This is a genomic window from Pseudomonas sp. 18058 (assembly GCF_902706155.1).
GTDB lineage: Bacteria > Pseudomonadota > Gammaproteobacteria > Pseudomonadales > Pseudomonadaceae > Aquipseudomonas > Aquipseudomonas rustica.
Genome location: NZ_CACSJY010000007.1, coordinates 1 through 24,700 on the forward strand (window position 1 = coordinate 1; position 24,700 = coordinate 24,700).

Here is a 24,700-nt window from a genome sequence, read left to right on the forward strand (position 1 = left end):
TCATCGAAACAAGGGCAAGGCCACCACTGAAGCGCTGGTGATTTTGTCACGTAAACTCGCGCGTATTGCATACGCGCTGCTGAAGAGCGAGAAAGCATACGTCAGCAAAACTGCCTAAAAAACGTTGTTCGCAACCATAGAATCTCCCACACTATGATCTCCACCCGACACAAATCCTGCATCCAACACACCTCCCCTGTGGGAGCGGGCTTGCTCGCGAAAGCGGTATGTCAGCCAACAAAGATGTTGAATGAACTGACGCCTTCGCGAGCAAGCCCGCTCCCACACTTTGATCTCCACCCGACACAAATCCTGCATCCGGAACACCTCCCCCTGTGGGAGCGGGCTTGCTCGCGAAGGCGGTATGTCAGCCAACAAAGATGTTGAATGGACTGACGCCTTCGCGAGCAAGCCCGCTTCCACACTTTGATCTCCACCCGAAACAAATCCTGCACCCAACACACCTCTCCTGTGGGAGCGGGCTTGCTCGCGAAAGCGGTATGTCAGCCAACAAAGATGTTGAATGAACTGACGCCTTCGCGAGCAAGCCCGCTCCCACATTTTGATCTCCACCCGACACAAATCCTGCATCCGGAACACCTCCCCCTGTGGGAGCGGGCTTGCTCGCGAAAGCGGTATGTCAGCCAACAAAGATGTTGAATGAACTGACGCCTTCGCGAGCAAGCCCGCTCCCACATTTTGATCTCCACCCGACACAAATCCTGCATCCAACACACCTCCCTGTGGGAGCGGGCTTGCTCGCGAAGTCGCTGGGTCAGGCAAAGCAGATATTGATGGGTGTTCAAAGGAACTGCCGCCCCCACGCATCAGTCGCATGAATAGGCAGTCAGGATTCAGAGGAGTGAACGTGTCCAGCGATCTCAAGCGTCATGTGGTCGACGCGCCAGTCATTCATCGCTTGCGCGTGCTGACGGTGAATACGCACAAGGGTTTTACCGCGCTGAATCGGCGCTTCATTCTGCCGGAACTGCGTGAAGCGGTGCGCAGCACCTCGGCGGATCTGGTGTTTTTGCAGGAAGTGGTCGGCGAACACGAGCGGCATTCCAGTCGCTACAACGAATGGCCGCAGACCTCGCAGTATGAATTTCTCGCCGACAGCATGTGGAGTGACTTTGCCTACGGGCGCAACGCGGTTTATCCCGATGGCCACCACGGCAATGCGTTGCTGTCGAAATATCCGATCCGCGAATACCGCAATCTCGACGTCTCGATTACCGGCCCCGAACGCCGAGGCCTTTTGCACTGTGTGCTCGATGTCCCGGGCCATGCGGAAGTACACGCGATCTGCGTGCATTTGAGCCTGCTCGAAAGCCATCGCCAATTACAGCTGCAACTCCTCTGTCAGTTGCTTGAATCGTTGCCCGAAGATGCACCGGTGATTATCGCCGGCGATTTCAATGACTGGCAGCTCCAGGGCAACGCCGCCCTCGCCCGCCGCGATTACCTGCACGAGGCCTTCGAACGTCATCACGGGCGCCCGGCCAAGACGTATCCGGCGCGATTCCCGTTGCTGCGCCTCGACCGGATCTACCTGCGTAATGCCAGCAGCCATGACCCGCGAATCCTCGGCAACAAGCCGTGGACACATCTGTCCGATCACTTGCCGCTGGCCGTTGAAGTGCATTTGTAATCCTATGCCTGCGGGCTAAAACGTCTACGCCGCAGGTTTTGCGGCGTTCTTCCCAATAAACAACACCTTAGATATGTTCAGAAAAACAGACAGTTGCGTCATCTGATATCTCTCATACCACTCATCGCGCAGTTTCTTGACGCAAGCCCCTCAGTCTTCTTAGCTCAACCTTACTACCCCCGGAAACACTGTCCGGGGCGAGCCTTCGGACACTCGCGAAATCGAGCGGCCACGGTTCGCCCCGCTCCATTCGGTCGCCCCTCGTTCGGGGTAGGAGAGACGCCACGTAGAGACAGCGCATGCGATAGCAAGGTAGACCTCCATGAAAACTTCATTCACCTCAGCAGAGATCAAAGTTACTTTTTGCACAGTGTCGAGTTCTATCTTGCTGTGTTCATCCATGGAGGCGCAGGCCGGCCCTGCGGCGGATGAGACGGCGGCGTGGTATCGCCAGGATGTTCCGGTGATGACCTTGCCCGCAACGGTGATCACCCCGGATCGACAACGTTTCAGTCCACGCCCGGATGTGCAGGGCGCCAAGCTGATCACCGAAGACATTTCCCCTTCTGCCTGGGATCAGCTCTACGGCAAAAGCGCCCGTCAGGCGCAAATCGATGTGCAATCGGCAGGTTTCGCGATGCCCGGCAGCGGCGATCTGAAAGGCCCTGCGGTGCTGACCCTGCAAAGCGGCAGCGGCCATACGCAAACCATCGGACTGATCGGCGGGGTCAACCAGATTCAAGGCAACGGCACTGGTTTAATCACCAGCCGCGCCCTCGCCGACCCGGCTACTGACACCCTCAACCTGCAAGGCCAGAGCCTCGGCGCCTATTACAGCCTGACCGGGCCGCAAGGCTGGCACGTTGATCTGACGGCCAGCGGTGGCCGGGTCAACGGCTTTAGCCGTAACGAACAAGGCGCGCGGCAGTTGACCGAGGGCAGCGCGATGACCTTTTCCGTTGAGGGTGGCTACCCGATCGGTCTGAGCGAAAACTGGGTGGTCGAACCGCAGGCACAACTGATCAATCAGCGCATCACCCTCGACACGCCGTATGCCGGCAATGGCAACGCTTCGTCCAGCGACATCACTTCGTGGAGCGGCCGGGTCGGCGCACGGTTGAAAGGCAGCTACGATTTGAGCGGTCTGCCAGTCGAGCCTTATGTGCGCACCAACCTCTGGCACACGGTGTACACCGGCAACACGGTGACGCTGGATCAGGTCGACAAGATCAGCAGCAGCCGCAACTCGTCGTTTGTCGAGTTGGGCTTGGGACTGGTGGCGCGAGTGACGCCGTCGGTGAGTTTGTACGTGAGCGCGGATTACAGCAGTGATGTGGATGACAATGATCTGAACGGGATTATTGGTAGCCTCGGGGTGCGGATGCGGTGGTAGTCAGCGGGTATTGATGTTGTTTGCGCCGACGCCTTCGCGAGCAGGCTCGCTCCCACAGGAGGTATGCATTCCAAATGTGGGAGCGAGCCTGCTCGCGAAGGCCGCGACGCGGCTCCGGATCAACCCTCCGGTTTAAGGATCAACACCGCCAACGGCGGCAGGATCAGACGCGTGGGTGAGTGTTCGGGTTGAGAGTGATGGTGTTTGCGCCGACGTCTTCGCGAGCAGGCTCGCTCCCACAGGAGGTATGCATTCCAAATGTGGGAGTGAGCCTGCTCGCGAAGGCCGCGACGCGGCTCCGGATCAACCCTCCGGTTTAAGGATCAACACCGCCAACGGCGGCAGGATCAGACGCGTGGGTGAGTGTTCGGGTTGAGAGTGATGGTGTTTGCGCCGACGTCTTCGCGAGCAGGCTCGCTCCCACAGGAGGTATGCATTCCAAATGTGGGAGTGAGCCTGCTCGCGAAGGCCGCGACGCGGCTCCGGATCAACCCTCCGGTTTAAGGATCAACACCGCCAACGGCGGCAGGATCAGACGCGTGGGTGAGTGTTCGGGTTGAGAGTGATGGTGTTTGCGCCGACGTCTTCGCGAGCAGGCTCGCTCCTACAGGGGAACGCGTTCCAAATGTAGGAGTGAGCCTGCTCGCGAAGGCCGCGACGCGGTTCCGGATCAACCCTCCGGTTTAAGGATCAACACCGCCAACGGCGGCAGGTTCAATTCCAGTGACATCGACTGCCCATGGCTCGGCACTTCTTCAGTAAACGCCCCGCCACCATTGCCATAGTTGGAACCCGCATACGTGTCAGCATCACTGTTGAGCAACTCCGTCCAGCGCCCGGCGAACGGCACGCCGACCCGATACGCCTGACGCGGCACCGGGGTGAAGTTCGCCACCACCAGCACCGGTTTACCGTCCTTGCTCCAGCGCAACCAGGCATAAACGCTGTTGATCGCATCATCACCAATCAACCACTGGAAACCCTGCGGCGCATCGTCCTGATCGTGCAGCGCCGGCTCTTCGCGGTACAGCCGATTAAGGTCACCAACCAGTTTCTGCACACCTTTGTGCTCGGAATACTGCAGCAGATACCAATCCAGCTGCTGATCGTGATTCCACTCGCGCCACTGACCAAACTCGCAGCCCATGAACAGCAGCTTCTTGCCCGGGTGCGTCCACATGAAACTCAGATAAGCACGCAGATTCGCAAATTTCTGCCAGCGATCGCCGGGCATCTTGTCGATCAGAGAATGTTTGCCGTGCACCACTTCATCGTGGGAAATCGGCAGGATAAAACGTTCGGACCACGCGTAAACCAGACCGAAACTCAGCTCATTGTGATGATGGGCGCGGTACACCGGATCCTGCTGAATGTAATGCAGCGAATCGTGCATCCAGCCCATGTTCCATTTGTAGGCAAAGCCCAAACCGCCCTGCTGCGTGCTCTGGCTGACGCCCGGCCACGCGGTCGATTCTTCGGCGATCACCAGCGCGCCCGGTGCTTCCAGCTCAACCACGTCGTTCAAATGCCGGAGGAAGTCGATGGCTTCCAGATTCTCCCTACCGCCATGGCGGTTCGGCACCCATTCGCCAGCCTTGCGCGAATAGTCGCGATACAGCATCGAAGCCACGGCATCGACGCGCAGACCGTCAATGTGGAAATGCTTCAGCCAATGCAACGCCGAAGCGAGCATGTAGCCATGCACTTCAGTGCGCCCGAGGTTGTAAATCAGCGTGTCCCAATCCTGATGGAAACCTTCCAGCGGATTGCCGTATTCGTACAGTGCCGTACCGTCGAACTGCGCCAGACCGTGGGTATCGGTAGGGAAATGCGCCGGCACCCAGTCGAGGATCACGCCGATATCCGCCTGGTGGCAGGCGTTGACGAAGTCGCCGAACTGTTCCGGCGTGCCGTAGCGCGCACTCGGGGCGAATTGCGAGAGCAACTGGTAGCCCCAGGAACCGCCGAACGGGTGTTCCATGATCGGCATCAATTCGATGTGGGTGAAGCCAAGTTCTTTCACGTACGGAATCAGCCGTTCAGCCAGTTCCGGCCAGGTGTACTGGCGCGCGACCTCGCCAAGATCATCCAGCTCACATTGCCACGAACCGGCGTGCAGCTCGTAAATCGACAGTGGCGCTGAATGTTTTTGCCGATCATGACGGCTGTTCATCCAGTCCTGATCCTGCCAATTGACTTGCAGCGGCGCGGCGACTTTCGACGCGGTGTCCGGCGGCAGGCTGGTGGCCAACGCCATCGGGTCAGCCTTGAGCGGCAGAATCCCGTGAGCGCCGAGAATCTCGTATTTGTACAACTCGCCCGCTTGCAGGCGCGGAATGAACAACTCCCAGACCCCGGACGGATGGCGCAAACGCATCGGATGACGACGGCCATCCCAGACGTTGAAGTCACCGACCACCGAAACGCGTCGTGCATTCGGCGCCCACACGGCAAAGCGCACGCCGTCGACACCATCAACGCTTGTCAGTTGCGCACCGAGGCAGCTACTGAGGTCGCGGTGATTGCCCTCGGCAAACAGATACAAATCCATTTCACCGAGTAACTGGCCGAAGCTGTACGGATCCTCCGCCACTTGCTCGCCACCGGCCCAACGCGTGCGCAACTGATACGGTCGCGCCTGATCAAAATGGCCGACAAACAGCCCCGGTGTTTCGGTCTGCTCCAGCGGCCCGCGTTCTTCGCCGGAGTCCTTGTCCAGCACGACAACGCTCAACGCACCGGGTAAATACGCACGGATAAACTGCCCGCCGGCGCCATCGCCGTGGGGCCCCAGAATCGAAAACGGATCGTGATGTTCAGCACGTACCAGCGCGTCGATGTCCTTCGCCGCCGGCAACAATGCTTCTTTCTGACCCTGTTCCTTGTTCGAGAAACTCATGACTACTCTCCACCAAGATCGGAAAAGGGTTTAAGCCCTGTCAATAACCCATACAAACCGTGCAACGGCACGGGCAGCCACGTCGGGCGATTTTCGGCTTCATAGGCCACTTCATAGGCCGCCTTCTCCAGACCGAACAATGCCAGCGCAGCGTCGGCCCCTTCAGGATCTTGCCAAGCATGATCAAGACTAGCTGCCGCTCGGCGATATGCCTGAACAAATGCCGCTCGCGCTTCATTCAAATAACGTTGCGCGACACGACGACGTGCGTCTTCAGACTGCGCGCTGTGATCAACGTTCTGCACATTGATGGTCATCGCCGCGGCGTAATCAAACGAACGCAGCACGCCGCTGACATCTTTGTACGGACTGTGTTTGCCACGGCGTTCGCTCAATGGCCGCGCCGGTTCGCCTTCGAAGTCGATCAGATAGGCATCGCCCTTGATCACCAGCACTTGGCCCAAATGCAGGTCGCCGTGCACACGAATCTGCAAACCGCCCACCGCTTTTTTCGCCAGATCCTGGACGTGGGCCAGAATGGTTTTCTTCTCGTCGAGCAAGCGTTTGACCAGTTGCTGATCCGCCGCGCTGAGTTCGCCCTGATGCTGCTTGAGCAGTTTCAGCGCGTGCTCGACCTGCGCGGCGATATCTTTGCCAGTGGCCTGCGCATCCTTGGCCGTCGACACCTGCGGTGCAAAATCGGCGTTGTCAGTCGGCGCGGCGAGCACTTTGTGCATCTCGCCCAAACGCTGCCCGAGCATGCCGGCGAAGTCCTTCAACTCGCCGAGCGCGTTGTAATGCTGTTCCTGCTCGGACATGGCATCGGCGAGTTCGTCGCGCAGCGCCCGTTCGAGGTTGTTCTGCGTCCATTCCCAGGCATCGCCCTGATTGCTCAGATAGCCTTGGGCGATCATCAACAGATTGTCTTGACCCTTGGCGTCGCGGCGAATCACCGAACCAAGCAGCGGCGAGATATTTTCGAAACCGGCCTCGGTCAGGTACGCGCTCATCTCCAGTTCCGGGTGCACGCCCGAAGCGACTTTGCGGATCAGTTTCAGCACCAGGCTGTTGCCGATCACCACTGAACTGTTCGATTGCTCCGCCGACAGGTAACGCACTTCCGACTCGGCACCGAGGCCGAGTTTTTCCAGTTGCGCCGTTGGTGCGAAGCGAATTTCGCCCTCGCTCGATTCGAGCACGGTGTTGTTCTGCATGCCTTGCAGCACGGCGCGAATAAACGCTTCGAGGCTGAACGCATCGGTGATCAAGCCGACCTGACGCACGCGTCGAACGCGCGCCAACGCCAGTTGCTGCGGCAGTGCCGGGCCGACCTGATCTTCAGCTATGAAACCGAATGGCAGCTGATAACGACTGGTCTGGCCAGCGCTGGTGACCTCGATTTCGCTGAGCAACACCGGATGCTGGGCATCGCCGAAGCGCACGCCGTAAGCCATTTGCACGTTGTCGATGGCCGCGCCTTTACCGGCGAACCAGCGACGGTTTTGCAGCCAGTTCGGCAGGATGTTTTGCTCCAGCGTCGCGCGGGACGGCGCCTCGAGCAGCTCTTCCATGCGTTTTTTCAGCACCAGCGTGGTGAAGTCCGGCAGGCTCTGCGCGGGCTCGACGTGCCAGCTCGGCATCTGGTTTTCCGAGGCCAAGGCAAACCAGTAGAAGCCGTACGGCGCCAACGTCAGGAGGAAATTCAGTTGGCCAATCGGTGGGAAGGCATTACCGCCCAACATTTCTACCGGCACCATGCCGACGTAGGCCGACAAATCCAGCTCCGCCGCTTGCGCACTGCGCGAGACGTTAGCCACGCAGAGAATGATTTCGTGCTTGCCGTCGACGTCGGTGAATTCGCGGGTGTAAGCGAGAATGCGGCGGTTGCTCGGCGAGAGCATTTTCAACGTGCCGCGACCAAAGGCTTTCGACTGTTTGCGCACGGCAAGCATGCGCCGCGTCCAGTTGAGCAACGAATGCGGATCGCCCGCCTGGGTTTCGACGTTGACCGACAGATAGCCGTACTGCGGATCCATGATTGGCGGCAGCACCAGACTGGCCGGGTCGGCGCGGGAGAAACCGCCGTTACGGTCGATCGACCATTGCATCGGCGTACGCACACCGTCGCGGTCGCCCAGATAGATGTTGTCGCCCATGCCGATTTCATCGCCGTAATACAGAGTCGGCGTGCCCGGCATCGACAGCAGCAGGCTGTTGAGCAGTTCGACGCGACGACGATCGCGTTCCATCAACGGCGCCAGACGTCGACGAATACCAAGGTTGATCCGCGCGCGACGGTCAGCGGCGTAGTAATTCCACAGGTAGTCACGTTCTTTGTCGGTGACCATTTCCAGCGTCAGTTCATCGTGGTTGCGCAGGAAAATCGCCCATTGGCAGTTCGCCGGAATTTCCGGGGTCTGACGCAAAATATCGGTGATCGGGAAACGGTCTTCCTGAGCCAGCGCCATGTACATGCGCGGCATCAGCGGGAAATGGAAGGCCATGTGGCATTCGTCGCCATTCAGGCCTTTGGCGTCGGTATCGCCGAAATACAGCTGGGTGTCTTCCGGCCACTGATTGGCTTCGGCGAGCAGCATGCGGTCGGGATAGTTTGCGTCGATTTCCGCGCGAATCTGCTTGAGAACGTCGTGGGTCTCAGGGAGGTTTTCGTTGTTGGTGCCGTCGCGCTCGATCAGGTACGGAATGGCGTCGAGGCGCAGACCGTCGATACCCATGTCCAGCCAGTAACGCATCACCGAGAGCACGGCTTTCATCACTTGCGGGTTATCAAAATTCAGGTCGGGCTGGTGCGAATAGAAGCGGTGCCAGAAGTACTGGCCGGCGACCGGATCCCACGTCCAGTTGGACTTTTCGGTGTCGAGGAAAATGATCCGCGTGCCGTCGTATTTCTGATCGTCATCCGACCACACGTAAAAGTCGCGCGCCGCCGAGCCGGGTTTGGCTTTGCGGGCACGCTGGAACCACGGGTGCTGGTCGGAGGTGTGGTTGATGACCAGCTCAGTGATCACCCGCAAGCCGCGTTTGTGCGCCTCGGCGATAAAGCGCTTGGCGTCGGCCATGGTGCCGTAATCGCTGTGCACGCCACGGTATTCGGCGATGTCGTAGCCATCATCGCGACGTGGCGACGGGTAGAACGGCAGCAGCCAGATGGTGTTGACACCGAGTTCGGCAATGTAATCGAGCTTGGCGATCAGGCCGGGAAAGTCGCCGATCCCGTCGTTGTTGGAGTCGAAAAACGATTTGACGTGAACCTGGTAAATCACCGCATCCTTGTACCAGAGCGGGTCTTTGATGAAGGTGGCTGCATTGGGTTTCTTCGCCATGTGAAACTCCTGCTGAATTCTTTAGCAATGCCCCACGATGATCGTTCCCACGCTCTGCGTGGGAATGCCGCCATGGACGCTCTGCGTCCGATTTTGGGACGCGGAGCGTCCCGGGATACATTCCCACGCAGAGCGTGGGAACGATCATTACGTATCAAATAGCGGTAATCCGCCAAATCCCGAACGGCTGATATGCCGGGTCAATCCGCATGAACTGGTATTTGCCATGCCAGTCCCAGCGATGCCCGTTCATCAAATCCTCACCGTGGGTCGTCGCGTCGTCCGGCAGGCCCATTTCCCACAGCGGCAGTTCGAAATTCGCTTCCTGCACGTTATGCGGATCGAGGCTGACCGCGACCAGAATGAAATTGCTGCCATCGGCGCTGCGCTTGCCGAAATAGAGAATATTGTCGTTCCAAGCGTTGTAGACCTTCAGCCCCAAATGCGTGTGCAGCGCCGGGTTCTGCCGGCGGATGCGGTTGAGCTGGGCGATCTCGGCAATGATGTTGCCGGGCGCGGTGAAGTCGCGGACGCGGATCTCGTACTTCTCCGAATCGAGGTACTCCTCTTTACCCGGCACCGGCGCCGCTTCGCACAGTTCATAGCCCGAATACATGCCCCATAGGCCCGAGCCCATGGTCGCCAGCGCGGCGCGGATCAAGAACCCCGGACGCCCGGACTCATGCAGGAACGCCGGGTTGATGTCGGGTGTATTGACGAAGAAATTCGGCCGGTAGCACTCGCGCCACGGCGATTCATTCAGCTCGGTGAGGTACGTGGCCAATTCAGCCTTGGTATTGCGCCAGGTGAAATAGGTGTAACTCTGCGTGTACCCGACCTTGCCCAACCGCGCCATCATCGCCGGCGTGGTGAACGCCTCGGCGAGGAAGATCACTTCCGGATGCAGCGCGCGCACATCGGCAATCAGCCACTGCCAGAACGGCAACGGTTTGGTGTGCGGGTTGTCGACGCGGAAGATCTTCACGCCTTCATTGACCCAACCGACGACGATGTCACGCAACTCGACCCACAGACTCGGAATCGCATCCGGCGCGTAAAAGTCGACGTTGACGATGTCCTGATATTTCTTCGGCGGGTTTTCCGCGTATTTGATCGTGCCGTCCGGGCGCCAGTTGAACCAGCCCGGATGCTGCTTGAGCCACGGGTGATCCTGAGAACACTGAATGGCGAAATCGAGAGCGATTTCCAGACCATGGTCGGCAGCCGCCGCCACCAGTCGACGGAAGTCTTCACGAGTGCCGAGTTGCGAGTGAATCGCCTCGTGACCGCCCTCCTCGCTGCCAATCGCGTACGGACTGCCCGGATCATCCGGCCCCGCCGTCAGCGAGTTATTGCGGCCCTTGCGATGCGCGCGGCCAATCGGATGGATCGGCGTGAAGTACAACACGTCGAAACCCATGTCCTGAATCATCGGCAAGCGCGAGTGCACGTCATTAAAGGTGCCGTGACGTTTGGGGTCGTCGGTGATCGAGCGCGGAAACAACTCGTACCAACTGGCGAACTCGGCCAGTTCGCGTTCGACGTCCATCGGGAATTCAGCACTGACGCTCAGGTAGGCGCGGTGATCGGCCTCGGCCATCAGTTGCGCACTGCGCGAGTGCAGAAACAGCGCGACCTGCTCGGTTTCGAGCAGCCCGGACAATTCATGGTGCAGCGCAGCGAGCTGTTCGCTGAGCTGACCTTCGCTGCGTTCGGCAGCTTGTTGCACCATCGTCCGGCCTTCCTGCAACTCCAGCGAGACCGGTACAGCGGCGGTGTGTTTCTTTTCCAGTTCGTACTGGAAACTGGCGAAATGATCGATCCACGCTTCGATGCAATAGAGGAAACGGCCCTGATGCTCGGGGCGGAACTGACCCTTCCAGCCATTGTTGCCCTGGTCGGACATGACCTCGCTTTGCCAGGTCTCCTCGCCTTCCTCGCGCCAGCGAATGCGCACCGCCAACTTGTCGTGACCGTCGGCGAAAACTTTGCTGGTGACCACCACTTCACGGCCGGCAATCGACTTCACGGCGAACTGCCCGCCATCGAGGGTCGGCATGGTGTCTTCAATGGCGATGCGTGGCAGCAACAAAGCCTGCGACAGCGGAATGTGCGGGTTGTAGCTTAGTTCTGAGGGGTTTTCAGCAGTCATTGAGCATCTCTCCTTAACGCCCAAAGGACGCTCTTGTGCCGGTTCAGCGTTCGCAATCGAGCGCCCGTCCGGAATGAACTCACTTAGGTTCCGAGCGACCGGTGCCGGGAAAAGTTCAGATGAAATTGCCGTTACAGAAAAGCGGATCGAATTCGCCACGAGGTGGTCAATCCACTTAAGCACTTCTCACGCCATGTGCCACACGGAGGTCTACAGATGAACATCCCGATCCCGGCCGAAACACCTGATCCGAACATCGACAAACCCACTCTTCCGGAAACCGAACCGCAACCGATTCCAGAGCAAGAGCCGCCAGGTACCACGCCTCCGCCGAAAGAAGAGCCACCAACGACGATGCCGCCCGTGATCGTCTGACCCGGCCACCGATCGTTCCCACGCTCTGCGTGGGAATGCCGCCGGGGACGCTCCGCGTCCCATTGCACGCGGGAAGCGATGAATTAGAGAAGATCGTTTTTCTGCTCATCCTTTTCAAACAAACGCACGATCCGTGGCATCACGCTGAAAATCCCCAGCGCCAGCAAAGTACTCAGCAGCGCCGTCGCCTCCTTGCCCAACCCCGCCGCCACCCCAATAGCCGCCGTCATCCACAGCCCCGCTGCCGTGGTCAGGCCTTTGACGTGACCTTCATCACCTTCCTTGTTCTTCAAAATCGTGCCCGCACCAAGGAAGCCGATCCCGGCGATAACCCCCTGCAGCACCCGGCTCATCGCATCGGACTCCGCCCCTGACGTCTGTGGCACCAGCACAAACAGCGCCGCCCCCAACGCTACCAACATGTGCGTGCGCACCCCGGCCGCCTTGCCTTTATGCTCGCGTTCGAAACCGAGAATCCCGCCCAATACCGCCGCCATCACCAGCCGCACGGTGATTCGCGTCAGCTGCGACGCATCGCCGATATCGGCAAATTCCGCTTGCAGCGTCACCCACACTTCATGCCACCAGGCGTTCATCGTGCCGTCCTTTTTATGAGTCGATAGATGATGGACAGCGGCGACCATTAATCGGTTGCGCCGAACGATCGGCAAAGCATGCGCCCTAACGTTTCAGACACCCCCGGAAAAAGGACAGCCCCATGCCCCTGCGCGTCGATGAATCCAATCCCGAGCAAAAAGTGTGTTTCTTTACCGTCGAACATGGCGAAGAAATTCGCATCTGCGACACCCTGGAAGTCAAAACGGACAGTGAAAAAGCCATGTCTTTCGTTGAGATAGAAGGCAAGCGCGTGTACATCACCGAAGCAGAAGCCGACGCCTTGACCGTAGCAGGTGCCAAGGACGGTCGTAAGCACCTCAAGGCTGACGAGAGTGATTCGGTGATTTGACTGACCTTGGTCAACACCCGGCGCAGACGCCTGCGATAGGCGTTTGCGCCTTTGCCTGCGGGCTGCTTCAAGTTGTCGCAGGACATGTCCAAAAGAACATCTGATACGCTTTTTATTGAAATACCTGAGTCTGTTATGCAAACAGATCGACGCCCATAGTTCGCTGGCCTGATGGAGGCTGATGAGCGAACGACCATGAGCGAACAAATCCCCGTCCGAACCGTAGAAGCATCTCCAACCATAAAAAACATTCCCGCACGCCCAATGAAAGCGACGGCAAAATCCAGCGACAATCAAATCCACACCCGCAGCTTCACCGGCCTGTTCCGCACCTTGCGTATGAGCGGCGCGGGGTTTCTGTTTTTGCTGTTTTTCGGCACGGTGTGGCTGAACTGGGGCGGGCGTCAGGCCGTGCTCTGGGACCTGTCGGAAAGCAAATTCCACATCTTCGGCGCGACCTTCTGGCCACAGGATTTCATCTTGCTGTCGGCACTGCTGATCATCGCCGCGTTCGGCCTGTTCGCCATCACCGTGTTTGCCGGGCGGGTCTGGTGCGGTTACACCTGCCCGCAAAGCTCGTGGACGTGGATTTTCATGTGGTGCGAGAAGCTCACTGAAGGCGAACGCAACCAGCGGATCAAACTGCAAGCGGCGCCGTGGAGCCTGAACAAACTGGCGCGCCGTGCCGCCAAACACACTTTGTGGCTGGCGATCAGCGTGCTGACCGGGCTGACTTTTGTCGGCTACTTCACGCCGATTCGTCCGCTCGCTGAAGAGTTGCTGACGTTGCAAATCGGCGGGGTCAGTCTGTTCTGGGTGCTGTTCTTTACCGCCGCCACCTACATCAACGCCGGCTGGCTGCGCGAAGCGGTGTGCATGCACATGTGCCCGTATGCGCGATTCCAGAGCGTGATGTTCGACAAAGACACCCTGACGATTGCCTACGACGTGGCGCGCGGCGAAAACCGTGGCCCGCGCAAACGCGATGTGAAACCCGCCGAGGCCGGTTTGGGCGACTGCATCGACTGCCAACTGTGTGTGCAGGTATGTCCGACCGGCATCGACATCCGCGACGGCTTGCAGATGGAATGCATCGGTTGCGCGGCGTGTATCGACGCCTGTGATTCGATCATGGACAAAATGAATTACCCGCGCGGGCTGATCCGCTATAGCTCTGAACGCGAACTGCAGGGCGGTAAAACCCACCTGCTGCGACCTCGGCTGATCGGTTACACGGTGGTGTTGCTGCTGATGATCGGCGCACTCGCCCTCGCGTTGGTTGAACGGCCGATGGTCTCGCTGGACGTCACAAAGGATCGCGGGCTGTTCCGGGAGAACGCTCAAGGCCAGATCGAAAACATCTACAGTCTCAAAGTCATCAACAAAACCCAGCAACGTCAGGTTTACAATCTGAGCCTTTTGGACGGGGACGGCTTTCAGTTGCAGGGTAAGACTGAGTTGAGTCTTGCACCGGGCGAGATTGTCGATGTGCCGGTGTCGGTGGCGATGACCACGGAACGGCCCGCGAGTAGTTCGCAGACGTTGAATTTCAAAGTGAGCGATTGCGATGAGCCGGAGGTTTACAGCGTGGCGAAGAGCCGGTTTGTGGCGCCGATGAATCGCTGATCCGTCAGCCGCTCCCCCCTCACCCCAGCCCTCTCCCCCGAGGGGGCGAGGGGGAAAGGGAGCAGATCTCCATGTAATTCAAATCCTGAGTTCGACTGTAATTTCTCAGGTCGATGCAAATTGAACAATCAACTCGATCAGTCCCCTCTCCCTCCGGGAGAGGGCTAGGGTGAGGGGCTTTTCCCCTGACACCCATCAATCACCAAGCACCAAGGCTCCTCGATGAAACGCTACGAAAAATTCGCCGACGACATCGCTGAACTGATCCGCTCCGGCGTCCTCGGCCCCGGCCAGCGCGTGCCTTCGGTGCGCTACGCCAGCCAGACCTACGGCGTCAGCCCCTCCACCGTGTTCCAGGCCTACTACCTGCTCGAACGCCGAGGCCTGATCCGCGCCCGCCCCCGTTCCGGCTACTTCGTCAACGCCCACGCGCCGAGCCCGTTCTCGGAGCCGGTGATCAGCCATCAGGTCAACGAATCCACCGAAGTCGACGTCAGCGAATTGGTGTTCTCAGTACTCGATTCGATCAAAGATCCAAACACCGTGCCCTTCGGCTCAGCCTTCCCCAGCCCGACCCTGTTCCCCCTGCAACGCCTATCCCGGTCGCTGGCCAGCGCCGCGCGAGAGATGGATCCGCGCATGGTCGTCACCGACATGTCGCCAGGCAACCCGCAACTGCGCCGCCAGATCGCCCTGCGTTACATGGTCGGCGGCCTGATGCTGCCAATGGAAGAGTTGCTGATCACCAACGGCGCCCTCGAAGCGCTGAACCTGTGCCTGCAAGCGGTGACCGAACCCGGCGATCTGGTGGCCATCGAAGCGCCAGCGTTCTATGCGAGCCTGCAAGTACTTGAACGCCTGAAACTCAAAGCCGTGGAAATCCCCGTGCACCCGCGCGACGGCATCGACCTCAACGTGCTCGCGCAGACGCTCGAACGTCACCCGATCAAAGCCTGCTGGTGCATGACCAGTTTCCAGAACCCGATGGGCGCAACCATGCCCGAGGCGAAGAAACAGGAACTGGTCGAACTGCTGCGCCGTCACCAAGTGCCGCTGATCGAAGATGACGTCTACGCCGAACTCTATTACGGCCAGCAAGCACCGAAACCGGCGAAAGCCTTCGACACCGAAGGTCTGGTCATGCACTGCGGTTCGTTCGCCAAAAGCCTGGCGCCCGGCTACCGCATCGGCTGGGTCGCTGCCGGGCGCTACGCGCAGAAAATCGAGCGGCTCAAGCTGATGACCTCGCTGTGCGCCTCGATGCCCGCGCAAGCAGCGATTGCCGACTACCTGCAACACGGCGGCTACGACCGCCACCTGCGCAAGTTGCGCTATGCCCTGGAAGAGCAGCAAAGCGCCATGCTCGCCGCCATCGCCCGTTACTTCCCGGCCCAGACACGCGTCAGCCAACCCGCCGGCGGCTACTTTTTGTGGCTGGAACTGCCAGAGCAGATGGATTCGTTGAAGTTGTTTCAGATGGCGCTGGCACAAGGCATCAGCATCGCCCCAGGGCCGATTTTTTCGCCGACGCAGCGCTTCAGGAATTGCATTCGCCTGAACTATGGCAGCCCGTGGACGGAGGATTCGGAGAAAGCGATGGAGACGCTGGGGCGGATTGTGCGGTCGTTCTGACAGCTTGATGTTGCCGCCGCTACCGCCTTCGCGAGCAAGCCCGCTCCCACACTGGTTATGTGTCGTTCACACATCCAATGTGGGAGCGGTCTTGCTCCCGAAGGGGCCAGAACTGCCAACACATACTTAGTCTGTTTGAACCTATACCCCAATGCACCTCACTATTCCGGACGAATGGCTCTTAACTTCGCAAATACCTGTCAACTCTGACAGGTGACAGTAATGACTTCTGTTGGCTAACTAGTGTGAGCTGAAATTTCAGCATCTTCACTTATTTTCAATTGGTTAGGGAGAACTACGATGTCAAACAAAACCATTCTGCACCAAGTGAATTTTGATGATGGCCAAAGATATGATTGGGGCATGATTGAAACTTTTGAACGATGTGAGTTGGTTGAAGATACTGAGCGTCCTGGAAAATGCCTTGTCACTAAAATCCTCGAATATTCAGCTCTCGACTGCCCTCAAAGAACGCTCGGGCATCTCTCCGGCCAAAAACTCACGGTTTCATTTGATTTACGCGTAGAAAATGCACCCGAGGGCTTCGTGTTCGTTGGCGTAGCGAGCAATGGAGAACATTTTAATGTAAGAAGCCCAGTGCCCACTAACAAATGGCAACGCTATACGATTCCTGTAGATCTGACAGGACTGACGAAAAAATCCTTGGATTTGATAGTTTTCTATTCTGACAAAAACCCAACTACACGGGCTTTTTTCGACAACATAATTATCGAGAATTGACTCAACCCTCTGCTAAATGTCTTCGCAACCAAGTTCCCTTGCTTGCGAAGACCCCTTTCACAAAAAATTCAAATTAACGCCCACCACCCAAATCAACAAACGTCCCCGTCGCATACGAAGCCTTGTCCGACAACAACCAGACAATCGCCTCCGCCACCTCATCCGGCCGCCCCCCACGGGCCATCGGAATCGCTGACTCAAGCTTGCTGACTCGATCCGGATCGCCGCTCAGTGCGTGGAAATCGGTGTAGATGTAGCCCGGGCGCACCGCGTTAACGCGAATGCCCTCGCCCGCGACTTCCTTGGACAGGCCGATGGTGAACGTATCGAGCGCGCCTTTGGAGGCGGCGTAATCGACGTACTCATTTGGGGAGCCCAATCGCGAGGCCACCGATGAGACGTTGACGATGCTGCCGCCCTGCCCGCCGTGCTTGGGCGACATGCGCAGGATCGCGTGCTTGGCACAGAGGATCGGTGCCAAAACATTGGTTTTCATGATTTTGAGGATGCGGAATTCGGACATTTCGTCAACCCGCGATTTGTGTCCGACGGTGCCGGCGTTGTTCACCAGGGCGGTGACCCGGCCCAATTCGGTGTCGACGCGCTGAAACAACGCAACCACTTCGTCTTCAATGCTGACGTCAGCGCGAACCGCAATGGCTTGTGCGCCCAGTGCACGAACTTGCTCCAGCACGCTATGCGCGGCCTGTTCATCCGACTGGTAGTTGATGCAGATCCGATACCCTTGTTCGGCCGCCAACAACGCCGTAGCAGCGCCAATCCCGCGCCCGCCACCGGTGATCACAATGACTTTATCCATGCTGGCCCTTCCCCCGAATGCACCCATAACAGTCGGGGGAAAGAATAACCGCCATTGCCGGGTTTTGCATGGGTTGTGTTGGGGGCAGACCCTTCACCCCTGTGAACACAATTAACAGTGAACACAGTCATCCTGAAAACACACATCCCCTCACCACAAGGAATCTCAGACTTCAGCGAGTTGTTCGCCGCGCACGATGTCCTGCATAAACCGCTCCGCCGGCATCGGGTGCCCCAGCAAATACCCCTGTAACGAATCACAACCCAACTGCGTCAGAAAATCCTGCTGCACGCCGGTCTCCACGCCTTCAGCAACAATGCGCAAACCCAGCGCCTGGCCCAGCGCGACAATCGCCGAAACGATTGCCGCATCATCGCTGTCATGCTCCAGATCACGCACAAACCCACGATCAATCTTCAATTCGTTGGCCGGCAGACGCTTGAGGTACATCAGGCTCGAATAACCGGTACCAAAGTCGTCGATCGACAAATCAACACCCATGTCCGACAACTCCTGCAACACCGTCATGCTCGCATCGGCGTCGCTCATGGCGGTGGTTTCGGTGATTTCCAGGGTCAGGCTGTTGGCCGGCAGACGATGAGTCGCCAAAGCCTTGGCCACGCTCTGCACCAAACCGGCATGACAGAATTGCAACGCCGACAGGTTCACGGCGATGCGCCAGTCGGTGTAACCGAGCACGTACCACTCGCGCATCTGGCGGCAGGCTTCATTGAGCACCCACTCGCCGATCGGAATGATCAAACCGGTTTTCTCCGCCAGATCAATGAACTTGTCCGGCATAAGCATGCCGTGCAGCGGATGCTCCCAGCGCAGCAGCGCCTCGGCACCGACCGGGCGACCGTTGGCTGCGTCGAATTTAGGTTGGTAATGCAGGCTGAACTGGCTGTGTTCCAGCGCCGCACGCAAATCCTGCAGCAGTTGCAGTTGCTTGCGCGCATTGCTGTTCATCGACGCGTCGAAGAAGCTGTAACCGTTTTTACCGCCACCCTTGGCGTGGTACATCGCCGCGTCGGCGTTCATCAGCAGTTCCTGCGTGGTCTGGCCATTGCCCGGATACAGGGCGATGCCGACGCTGGCGGAGATCTGCAAATCGTGTTCAGCCACGCGGAACGAACGGGCGATCAGTCCGACCTGACGCGCCGCCAGGCTCAATGCATCGTTCGTTTCGGCGAGGCGCACCAGCAAAACGAATTCGTCGCCGCCGATGCGCGCGAGCGTGTCCTGACTGCGCAGATCTTCGCGCAGGCGTTGCGCCACTTCGCGCAGCAACTGGTCGCCCATGTGATGGCCGAACGCATCGTTGACTGGTTTGAAGCCATCCAGATCGATGAACATCAAGGCGAAACAGCCGCCCTGTTCATGCACCTTTTTCATCGCCTGATTGATGCGGTCATCGAGCAACATGCGGTTCGGCAAACCGGTCAGCGTGTCGTGCAGGGCCAGTTGCGTCAGTTCGCGGTTGGCTGCGGTCAGCGAGTGCGCCAGATCTGCGGTGCGAGCTTCGAGGCGGGCATCAAGAATCGAGGTGAGCAAGGCGATCGACAGCACCGCCAACGTGGTAATCAGCACCAGACTGTCGAGGCCATTGCCCTTCAGGCCATCGATGGTCGCGCCACAGAAGCTGCCGTCGGGAAACTTCGCAGCGGCCATGCCGGTGTAGTGCATGCCGACAATGGCGATGCCCATGATCACCGCCGCACCGCCACGGATCAGCCGTACATACGGCGAATGCTGGCGCAGGCGAAAGGCAATCCACAGCGCGGCGGCCGAGGCGCCGACCGCGATCAGCAACGATGCGCTGAACAGTGTCGGGTCGTAATCGATGCCTGGGGTCATACGCATCGCGGCCATGCCGGTGTAATGCATGGTGCTGATACCGGCGCCCATGATCAGCGCACCGAAGGCCAGTTGCCAGATTGGTAGCTTCGGCTGACTGACCAGCCATAGCGCAAAGCCGCACGACAGCACGGCGATCAGCAGCGACAGCGCGGTGATGCCAATGTCGTAACCCAGATCAATCGGCAGTTTGAAGGCGAGCATGCCAATGAAGTGCATCGACCAGACGCCGACCCCCATGGCCAATGCGCCACCCGCCGTCCAGAAATGCACGGCGCGGCCCCTGGCGGTGGCGATGCGGCCGCTGAGATCGAGCGCGGTGTAAGAGGCGAGAATCGCCACGCACAACGAGATGAGTACGAGGGTGGAGGAATAGCTACCAGTGAGCATGAAAGTTCTCGTGACCACCCAAACCGTACTGCGTCCATTCTCGGCTGGGCAAATGCGGCGATTGTACTGATTGCGCGGAAGAACGCACTGACAAAGTAAGCAAATTGCCATCAACCCGATGAAACGCTTGTTTGATCGTCCTACAAGGCTCTGGGAAGCACCTTTCCCCCTGTAGGAGCTGCCGAAGGCTGCGATCTTTTGATTTGGTTTTCAAGATCAAAAGATCGCAGCCTGCGGCAGCTCCTACAGGGGGGAGCGGGCTTATTTGCTGTCGGTTACATCCAGTTGGCCATCCCAGCCACCACCCAGCGCGGCGATCAGTTGCACGCTGGCGATCAGGCGGCTCTGCAGAATGTTCAGCACGCTGCGTTCGTTGCTCAGCGCCGTGGCTTGCACCACCACCACATCGATATAGGCAATCAGCCCGGCCTTGTACTGGTTTTCCGTCAGGCGCAGAGAGTCACGCGCTGCATCCAGCGCTTCCTGGCGTACGGCGGCTTCGTCCTGATACACCTTGAGCTGCACTAGATAGTTTTCCACTTCGCGGAAACCGTCGAGCACGGTCTGGCGGTATTTGGCGACGGTCTGATCGTAAACTGCTTCAGTGCGATCGACTTCGGCGGAACGGATGCCGCCGTCAAAAAGTGGCAGATCAAGTTTCGGCCCGACCGACCAGAAGCGGTTCGGCAAGCTGACCAGATCTTGCGAGGTACTGCTGCTGTAACCTCCGCTCAGACTCAGCGACAGATCCGGGTAATACGCCGCTTTCGCCACGCCAATATTCGCGTTGGCCGCAATCACCGAACGTTCAGCCGAGGCGATGTCCGGGCGGCGTTCCAGCAGTTGCGACGGCAAGCTCAACGGCACTTGCGGCAGGTTCGGGATGTTCTGGGTTTCGGCAATATTGAATTCGGCTGGCGCCTGCCCGGTCAGCACGGCAATGGCGTTTTCGAATTGCGCGCGTTGCCAGATCAGATCGACCAGATCGGCCTGAGTGCTTTTCAGCTGGGTTTGCGCCTGCGCTACCGCGTCACGTCCGGACACACCGGCGCGATATTGGTTCTGAGTCATTTTCAGCGAGCGCTCGTACGCCGCCACCGTGGCTTCGAGTAAACGTTTCTGCTGATCAATTACCCGTAATTGCAGGTAGTTCTGCACCAGTTCCGACTGCTGGCTCAGGCGCATCGCCGCCAGATCGGCATAACTCGCTTGAGCACTGGCCTGATCGGCCTCAAGACCACGGCGCAGTTTGCCCCAGATATCGGCTTCCCAACTGACGCCCAACTGCGCGTTATAGGTGTCGCGAATACCGCTGGAAGAACTGCTCAAACTCGAACTGCTGCTGCCGGTGCCCTGACTGGAGCGGGTTTTGCCCACGCTCAGATCAACACTCGGATAGAACGCGCCGCGCGCACTGCGTACCAAGGCCTGCGCCTGACGGAACTGCGCTTCCGATTGCGCAACCGTCTGGTTGGAGCTGTTGAGTTTTTCGATCAGGCCATTGAGCTGCTGATCGCCGTACAGCTCCCACCAGGCGCCACGGGCCAGCGAGTCACTCGGATTGGCCTGACGCCAGCCTTCGGCTTCTTTGTACTGAGCGATTTCGGCGGTCTGCGGGCGCTGGTAGTCCGGGCCGACAGCGCAGGCACTGAGCATCGCCACGCACAGCGACAGGCTTAACAGACGCGAGCCGCGCACAGTGGCCATATGGATAAGCGAACGATCAGTCATAGCGGAGTTTCCAGAGCGGCGTCGGTACGCACGCCACGCCATTTGTTGAAACGATGGCGCAGCTTGTCGAGATAGAGGTAAACCACAGGTGTGGTGTAAAGCGTCAGCACCTGGCTGAAAACCAGCCCGCCGATGATGGTCAGGCCCAGTGGCTGGCGCATTTCCGCACCTTCCGCGCGGCTGAGCAGCAACGGCAAGGCGCCGAGAATCGCTGCCAGCGTGGTCATCAGAATCGGCCGCAGACGTTGCAGGCAAGCACTGCGGATCGACTCCAGCGGAGTCATGCCTTGGTGGCGTTCAAGTTGCAGCGCCAGGTCGATCATCAGAATCGCGTTTTTCTTTACCACGCCAATCAACAGGAACAGGCCGAGCAGCGAGATCAGGCTGAACTCGCCACCCAGCGCATAGATCGACAGCAACGCGCCGACCCCGGCCGACGGCAACGTCGACAGAATCGTCAGCGGGTGAATGTAGCTTTCATACAGCACACCCAACACCAGATACACCGCGAGCAACGCGCCAAGAATCATGAACGGCTGGCTCTTCTGCGTGGCGGCGAAAGCATCGGCGGTACCGGCCATTTTTGCGATCACGTCTTCTGGCAAGCCAAGTTTGGCAATCGCCCGTTCGATGGCGGCACTGCCCTGCTCCACCGTCACGCCTTCGGCCATATCGAAGGAAATGTCCTCGGAGGCGAACTGCCCTTCGTGGCTGACGCGGTCGTCTTCCAGACTGCTTTCATAGTGAGCAAAGGTCGACAACGGCACGCGCGCACCGTCGGCGGTAATCACCTGTACTTGCTTGAGCGTCACCGGATCCTGCGCATATTTCGGATTGACCTCCATCACCACCTGATACTGGTTGAGGCTGTCGTAGATCGTCGAAATCTGCCGCTGGCTGTAGGCGTTATTCAGCACCGAAGTGACCATGTCCATGTCGATGCCCAGACGCTTGGCCTGATCACGGTCGACAATCAGTGTCACCTGCTGCGCGCCCCGGCCTTCGCGGGCATCAATGGCGGTCAACTCTGGCAGCGCACGCAACGCGGTCACCACTTTCGGGTACCACTCGCGCAGTGAACCGAGATCCGCGCTTTGCAGGATATAGCTGTACTGCGAGGTGGTCTGTTCGCGGCCACCGCCGAACTGCAGATCCTGATCCGCCATCAGCATCAATTGCGCACCCGCCACCTTGGGCATTTCCTTGCGTAGCCGCTCGATGACTTTCTGCGCCGATATTTGACGATCCTTGATCGGTTTCAAACGCACGAGCATGAAGGCGTTGTTGGTGCCGTTGGTGCCGCCGATAAACCCGGCAACGCTTTCCACCGCTTCGTCCTTGAGCACAGCACGACGGAAAATTTCCATTTTCGGCTGCATCACACTGAACGACAGACCATCGTCGCCGCGCACGAAACCGATCAACTGGCCGGTGTCCTGCTGCGGCATGAAGGTTTTCGGCACGACCACATACAAGGCAACGTTGACGCCGACCGTGATCAACAGACTGAGCAAGGTCAGGCGGCGATGACGCAGCACCCAATCGAGGCTGGTAGCGTATTTGCCAACCATCCAGTCGTTGGTGCGGCGGCTGAAACGTTGCAGACGGTTTTCCTGCCCCGGCGTGTGCGGCTTGAGCCAGCGCGCGCAGAGCATCGGCGTCAGCGTCAGGGACACCACCAGCGATACCACAATCGACGCCGCCAGGGTGATGGAGAATTCGCGGAACAGGCTCTCGATGATCCCGCCCATAAACAGGATCGACAGGAACACCGCCACCAGCGAGACGTTCATCGACAGCAAGGTAAAACCGACTTCCTTGGCCCCGAGGTAAGCAGCCTCCATCGGTTTGACGCCTTCGTCGATGTGCCGGGAAATGTTCTCCAGCACCACGATGGCGTCGTCCACCACCAGACCGGTGGCCAGAATCAGTGCCATCAGTGACAGGTTATTCAGCGAGAATCCATAGAGGTACATCACCGCAAAGGTGCCGACCAGCGACACCGGTACCGCCAACGTCGGGATCAGCGAGGCGCGGAAGTTACCGAGGAACAGGAACACCACCAGAATCACCAGCGCCACGGCGATCAGCAGGGTCATTTCCGCTTCGTGCAACGTCGCCTTGATCACCGGCGAGCGATCCATCGCCAGATTAAGCTTCACGCTGGCTGGCAATACCGCTTGCAGTGCCGGCAGTTGCGCCTTGATTTCGTTGACCGTCTCGATGATGTTGGCGCCGGCCTGACGGTTGATCACCAGCAACACCGCGGCGTCATCGTTGAAGAAACCGCTGTTGTAGCGGTCTTCGACACCGTCGCTGACTTTGGCCACGTCTTTGAGGCGCAACGCGGCGCCATCGGCGTAGTGGATGATCAGCGACTCGTAATCCTTGGCTTTCTCCAGTTGATCGTTGGCCTGGATCTGCCACAACCGCTGGCCGTCCTCGACCGAACCTTTGGGCCGGCGCACGTTGGCGTCAGCAATGGTTTTGCGTACGTCATCCAGCGCCACGCCGTACTGGTTCAGCGCCTGCGGTTCAAGTTCGATGCGCACTGCCGGCAGCGAACTGCCGCCGATCTGCACTTCGCCGACGCCCTGCACCTGCGACAGGCTCTGCGACAAAATCGTCGAGGCCAAATCGTAAAGCTGACCTTTTTCCAGCACATCCGAGGTCAGCGACAGCACCATGATCGGCGCCTGTGACGGGTTGACCTTTTTATAGGTCGGCATGCTGCGCATCCCGCTCGGCAACAGATTGCGCGAGGCGTTGATCGCCGCCTGCACTTCCCGCGCCGCACCGTTGATGTCGCGGTCGAGGTCAAATTGCAGAATGACCCGCGTCGAACCCTGGCTGGAGCGGCTGCTCATAGTGTTGACGCCGGCGATGGCGCCGAACGAGCGCTCCAGCGGCGTGGCCACGGTGGACGCCATGACCTCCGGACTGGCACCGGGCAGGCTGGCCTGCACGACAATCACCGGGAAATCCATTTGCGGCAGCGGCGCCACCGGCAGCAGGCCGAAGCTGACACCGCCCAGCAGCATGATCGCCAGGCTCAGCAGCATGGTCGCTACCGGGCGCTTGATGAAAGGACCGGACAGATTCATTGACCGCAATCCCCAGCA

The 24,700-nt window shown here is 59.0% G+C and carries 15 protein-coding genes and 1 pseudogene; 8 read left to right on the forward strand and 8 right to left on the reverse strand.

Going from position 1 to position 24,700, the window contains the following annotated elements:
- The 3 genes and pseudogenes from GVL50_RS28925 to GVL50_RS05495 form a co-directional block, all read left to right on the forward strand.
- Positions 1–118, forward strand: a pseudogene (locus GVL50_RS28925) (IS110 family transposase); the annotation flags it as partial.
- A gap of 750 nt (positions 119–868) precedes the next feature.
- Positions 869–1,651, forward strand: a complete 783-nt coding sequence (locus GVL50_RS05490) for an endonuclease/exonuclease/phosphatase family protein (RefSeq protein ID WP_053120620.1) — start codon at positions 869–871, stop codon at positions 1,649–1,651.
- A gap of 322 nt (positions 1,652–1,973) precedes the next feature.
- Positions 1,974–3,044 carry an autotransporter outer membrane beta-barrel domain-containing protein gene (locus tag GVL50_RS05495; RefSeq protein WP_159812034.1) on the forward strand — a complete coding sequence of 357 codons (1,071 nt, stop codon included), beginning with the start codon at positions 1,974–1,976 and terminating at the stop codon, positions 3,042–3,044.
- 670 nt (positions 3,045–3,714) lie between these two features.
- Here GVL50_RS05495 and glgB read toward each other — a convergent pair.
- From glgB to GVL50_RS05510, 3 genes are all read right to left on the reverse strand, one after another.
- Entirely contained in the window at positions 3,715–5,943 is a 2,229-nt protein-coding gene (gene glgB / locus GVL50_RS05500) for a 1,4-alpha-glucan branching protein GlgB (protein WP_053120591.1), read from the reverse strand.
- Positions 5,944–5,945: 2 nt separating this feature from the next.
- Positions 5,946–9,287 carry a maltose alpha-D-glucosyltransferase gene (treS, locus tag GVL50_RS05505; RefSeq protein WP_159812035.1) on the reverse strand — a complete coding sequence of 1,114 codons (3,342 nt, stop codon included), beginning with the start codon at positions 9,285–9,287 and terminating at the stop codon, positions 5,946–5,948.
- A gap of 154 nt (positions 9,288–9,441) precedes the next feature.
- Entirely contained in the window at positions 9,442–11,439 is a 1,998-nt protein-coding gene (locus GVL50_RS05510) for an alpha-1,4-glucan--maltose-1-phosphate maltosyltransferase (protein WP_159812036.1), read from the reverse strand.
- 216 nt (positions 11,440–11,655) lie between these two features.
- Here GVL50_RS05510 and GVL50_RS28730 point away from each other — a divergent pair, with 216 nt between their 5' ends.
- A complete protein-coding gene (locus GVL50_RS28730; RefSeq protein WP_003224520.1) occupies positions 11,656–11,814 on the forward strand; it encodes a hypothetical protein in 159 nt (52 codons plus the stop codon).
- Positions 11,815–11,897: 83 nt separating this feature from the next.
- Here the strand turns inward: GVL50_RS28730 and GVL50_RS05515 are convergent, their stop codons facing one another.
- Complete coding sequence (locus tag GVL50_RS05515) at positions 11,898–12,410, reverse strand: MgtC/SapB family protein (protein WP_053120597.1); 513 nt, start codon at positions 12,408–12,410, stop codon at positions 11,898–11,900.
- Positions 12,411–12,532: 122 nt separating this feature from the next.
- Between GVL50_RS05515 and GVL50_RS05520 the strand changes: the two genes are divergently transcribed.
- From GVL50_RS05520 to GVL50_RS05535, 4 genes are all read left to right on the forward strand, one after another.
- Positions 12,533–12,781: a DUF3203 family protein gene (locus GVL50_RS05520; RefSeq protein WP_053120599.1), complete on the forward strand. Its 249-nt coding sequence runs from the start codon at positions 12,533–12,535 to the stop codon at positions 12,779–12,781.
- A 195-nt stretch (positions 12,782–12,976) separates the two neighbouring features.
- The gene (gene ccoG / locus GVL50_RS05525; protein ID WP_159812037.1) at positions 12,977–14,407 is read left to right on the forward strand and encodes a cytochrome c oxidase accessory protein CcoG; all 1,431 of its coding nucleotides are present in this window, start codon (positions 12,977–12,979) and stop codon (positions 14,405–14,407) included.
- 222 nt (positions 14,408–14,629) lie between these two features.
- A complete protein-coding gene (gene mapR, locus GVL50_RS05530; RefSeq protein ID WP_159812038.1) occupies positions 14,630–16,039 on the forward strand; it encodes a GntR family transcriptional regulator MpaR in 1,410 nt (469 codons plus the stop codon).
- Positions 16,040–16,339: 300 nt separating this feature from the next.
- On the forward strand, positions 16,340–16,780 hold the full coding sequence (locus GVL50_RS05535; RefSeq protein ID WP_159812039.1) for a hypothetical protein: 441 nt from the start codon (positions 16,340–16,342) through the stop codon (positions 16,778–16,780).
- A gap of 73 nt (positions 16,781–16,853) precedes the next feature.
- Here the strand turns inward: GVL50_RS05535 and GVL50_RS05540 are convergent, their stop codons facing one another.
- The 4 genes from GVL50_RS05540 to GVL50_RS05555 all read right to left on the reverse strand — a co-directional run bounded on the left by GVL50_RS05540 (position 16,854) and on the right by GVL50_RS05555 (position 24,682).
- Positions 16,854–17,600, reverse strand: a complete 747-nt coding sequence (locus GVL50_RS05540) for an SDR family oxidoreductase (protein WP_159812040.1) — start codon at positions 17,598–17,600, stop codon at positions 16,854–16,856.
- 165 nt (positions 17,601–17,765) lie between these two features.
- The gene (locus tag GVL50_RS05545; RefSeq protein ID WP_159812041.1) at positions 17,766–19,847 is read right to left on the reverse strand and encodes a bifunctional diguanylate cyclase/phosphodiesterase; all 2,082 of its coding nucleotides are present in this window, start codon (positions 19,845–19,847) and stop codon (positions 17,766–17,768) included.
- Positions 19,848–20,108: 261 nt separating this feature from the next.
- Positions 20,109–21,578: an efflux transporter outer membrane subunit gene (locus GVL50_RS05550; protein WP_053120609.1), complete on the reverse strand. Its 1,470-nt coding sequence runs from the start codon at positions 21,576–21,578 to the stop codon at positions 20,109–20,111.
- The gene (locus GVL50_RS05555) at positions 21,575–24,682 is read right to left on the reverse strand and encodes an efflux RND transporter permease subunit (RefSeq protein ID WP_159812042.1); all 3,108 of its coding nucleotides are present in this window, start codon (positions 24,680–24,682) and stop codon (positions 21,575–21,577) included. Before GVL50_RS05555 ends, GVL50_RS05550 begins: the two co-directional genes overlap by 4 nt.
- Positions 24,683–24,700: the final 18 nt, after the last annotated feature.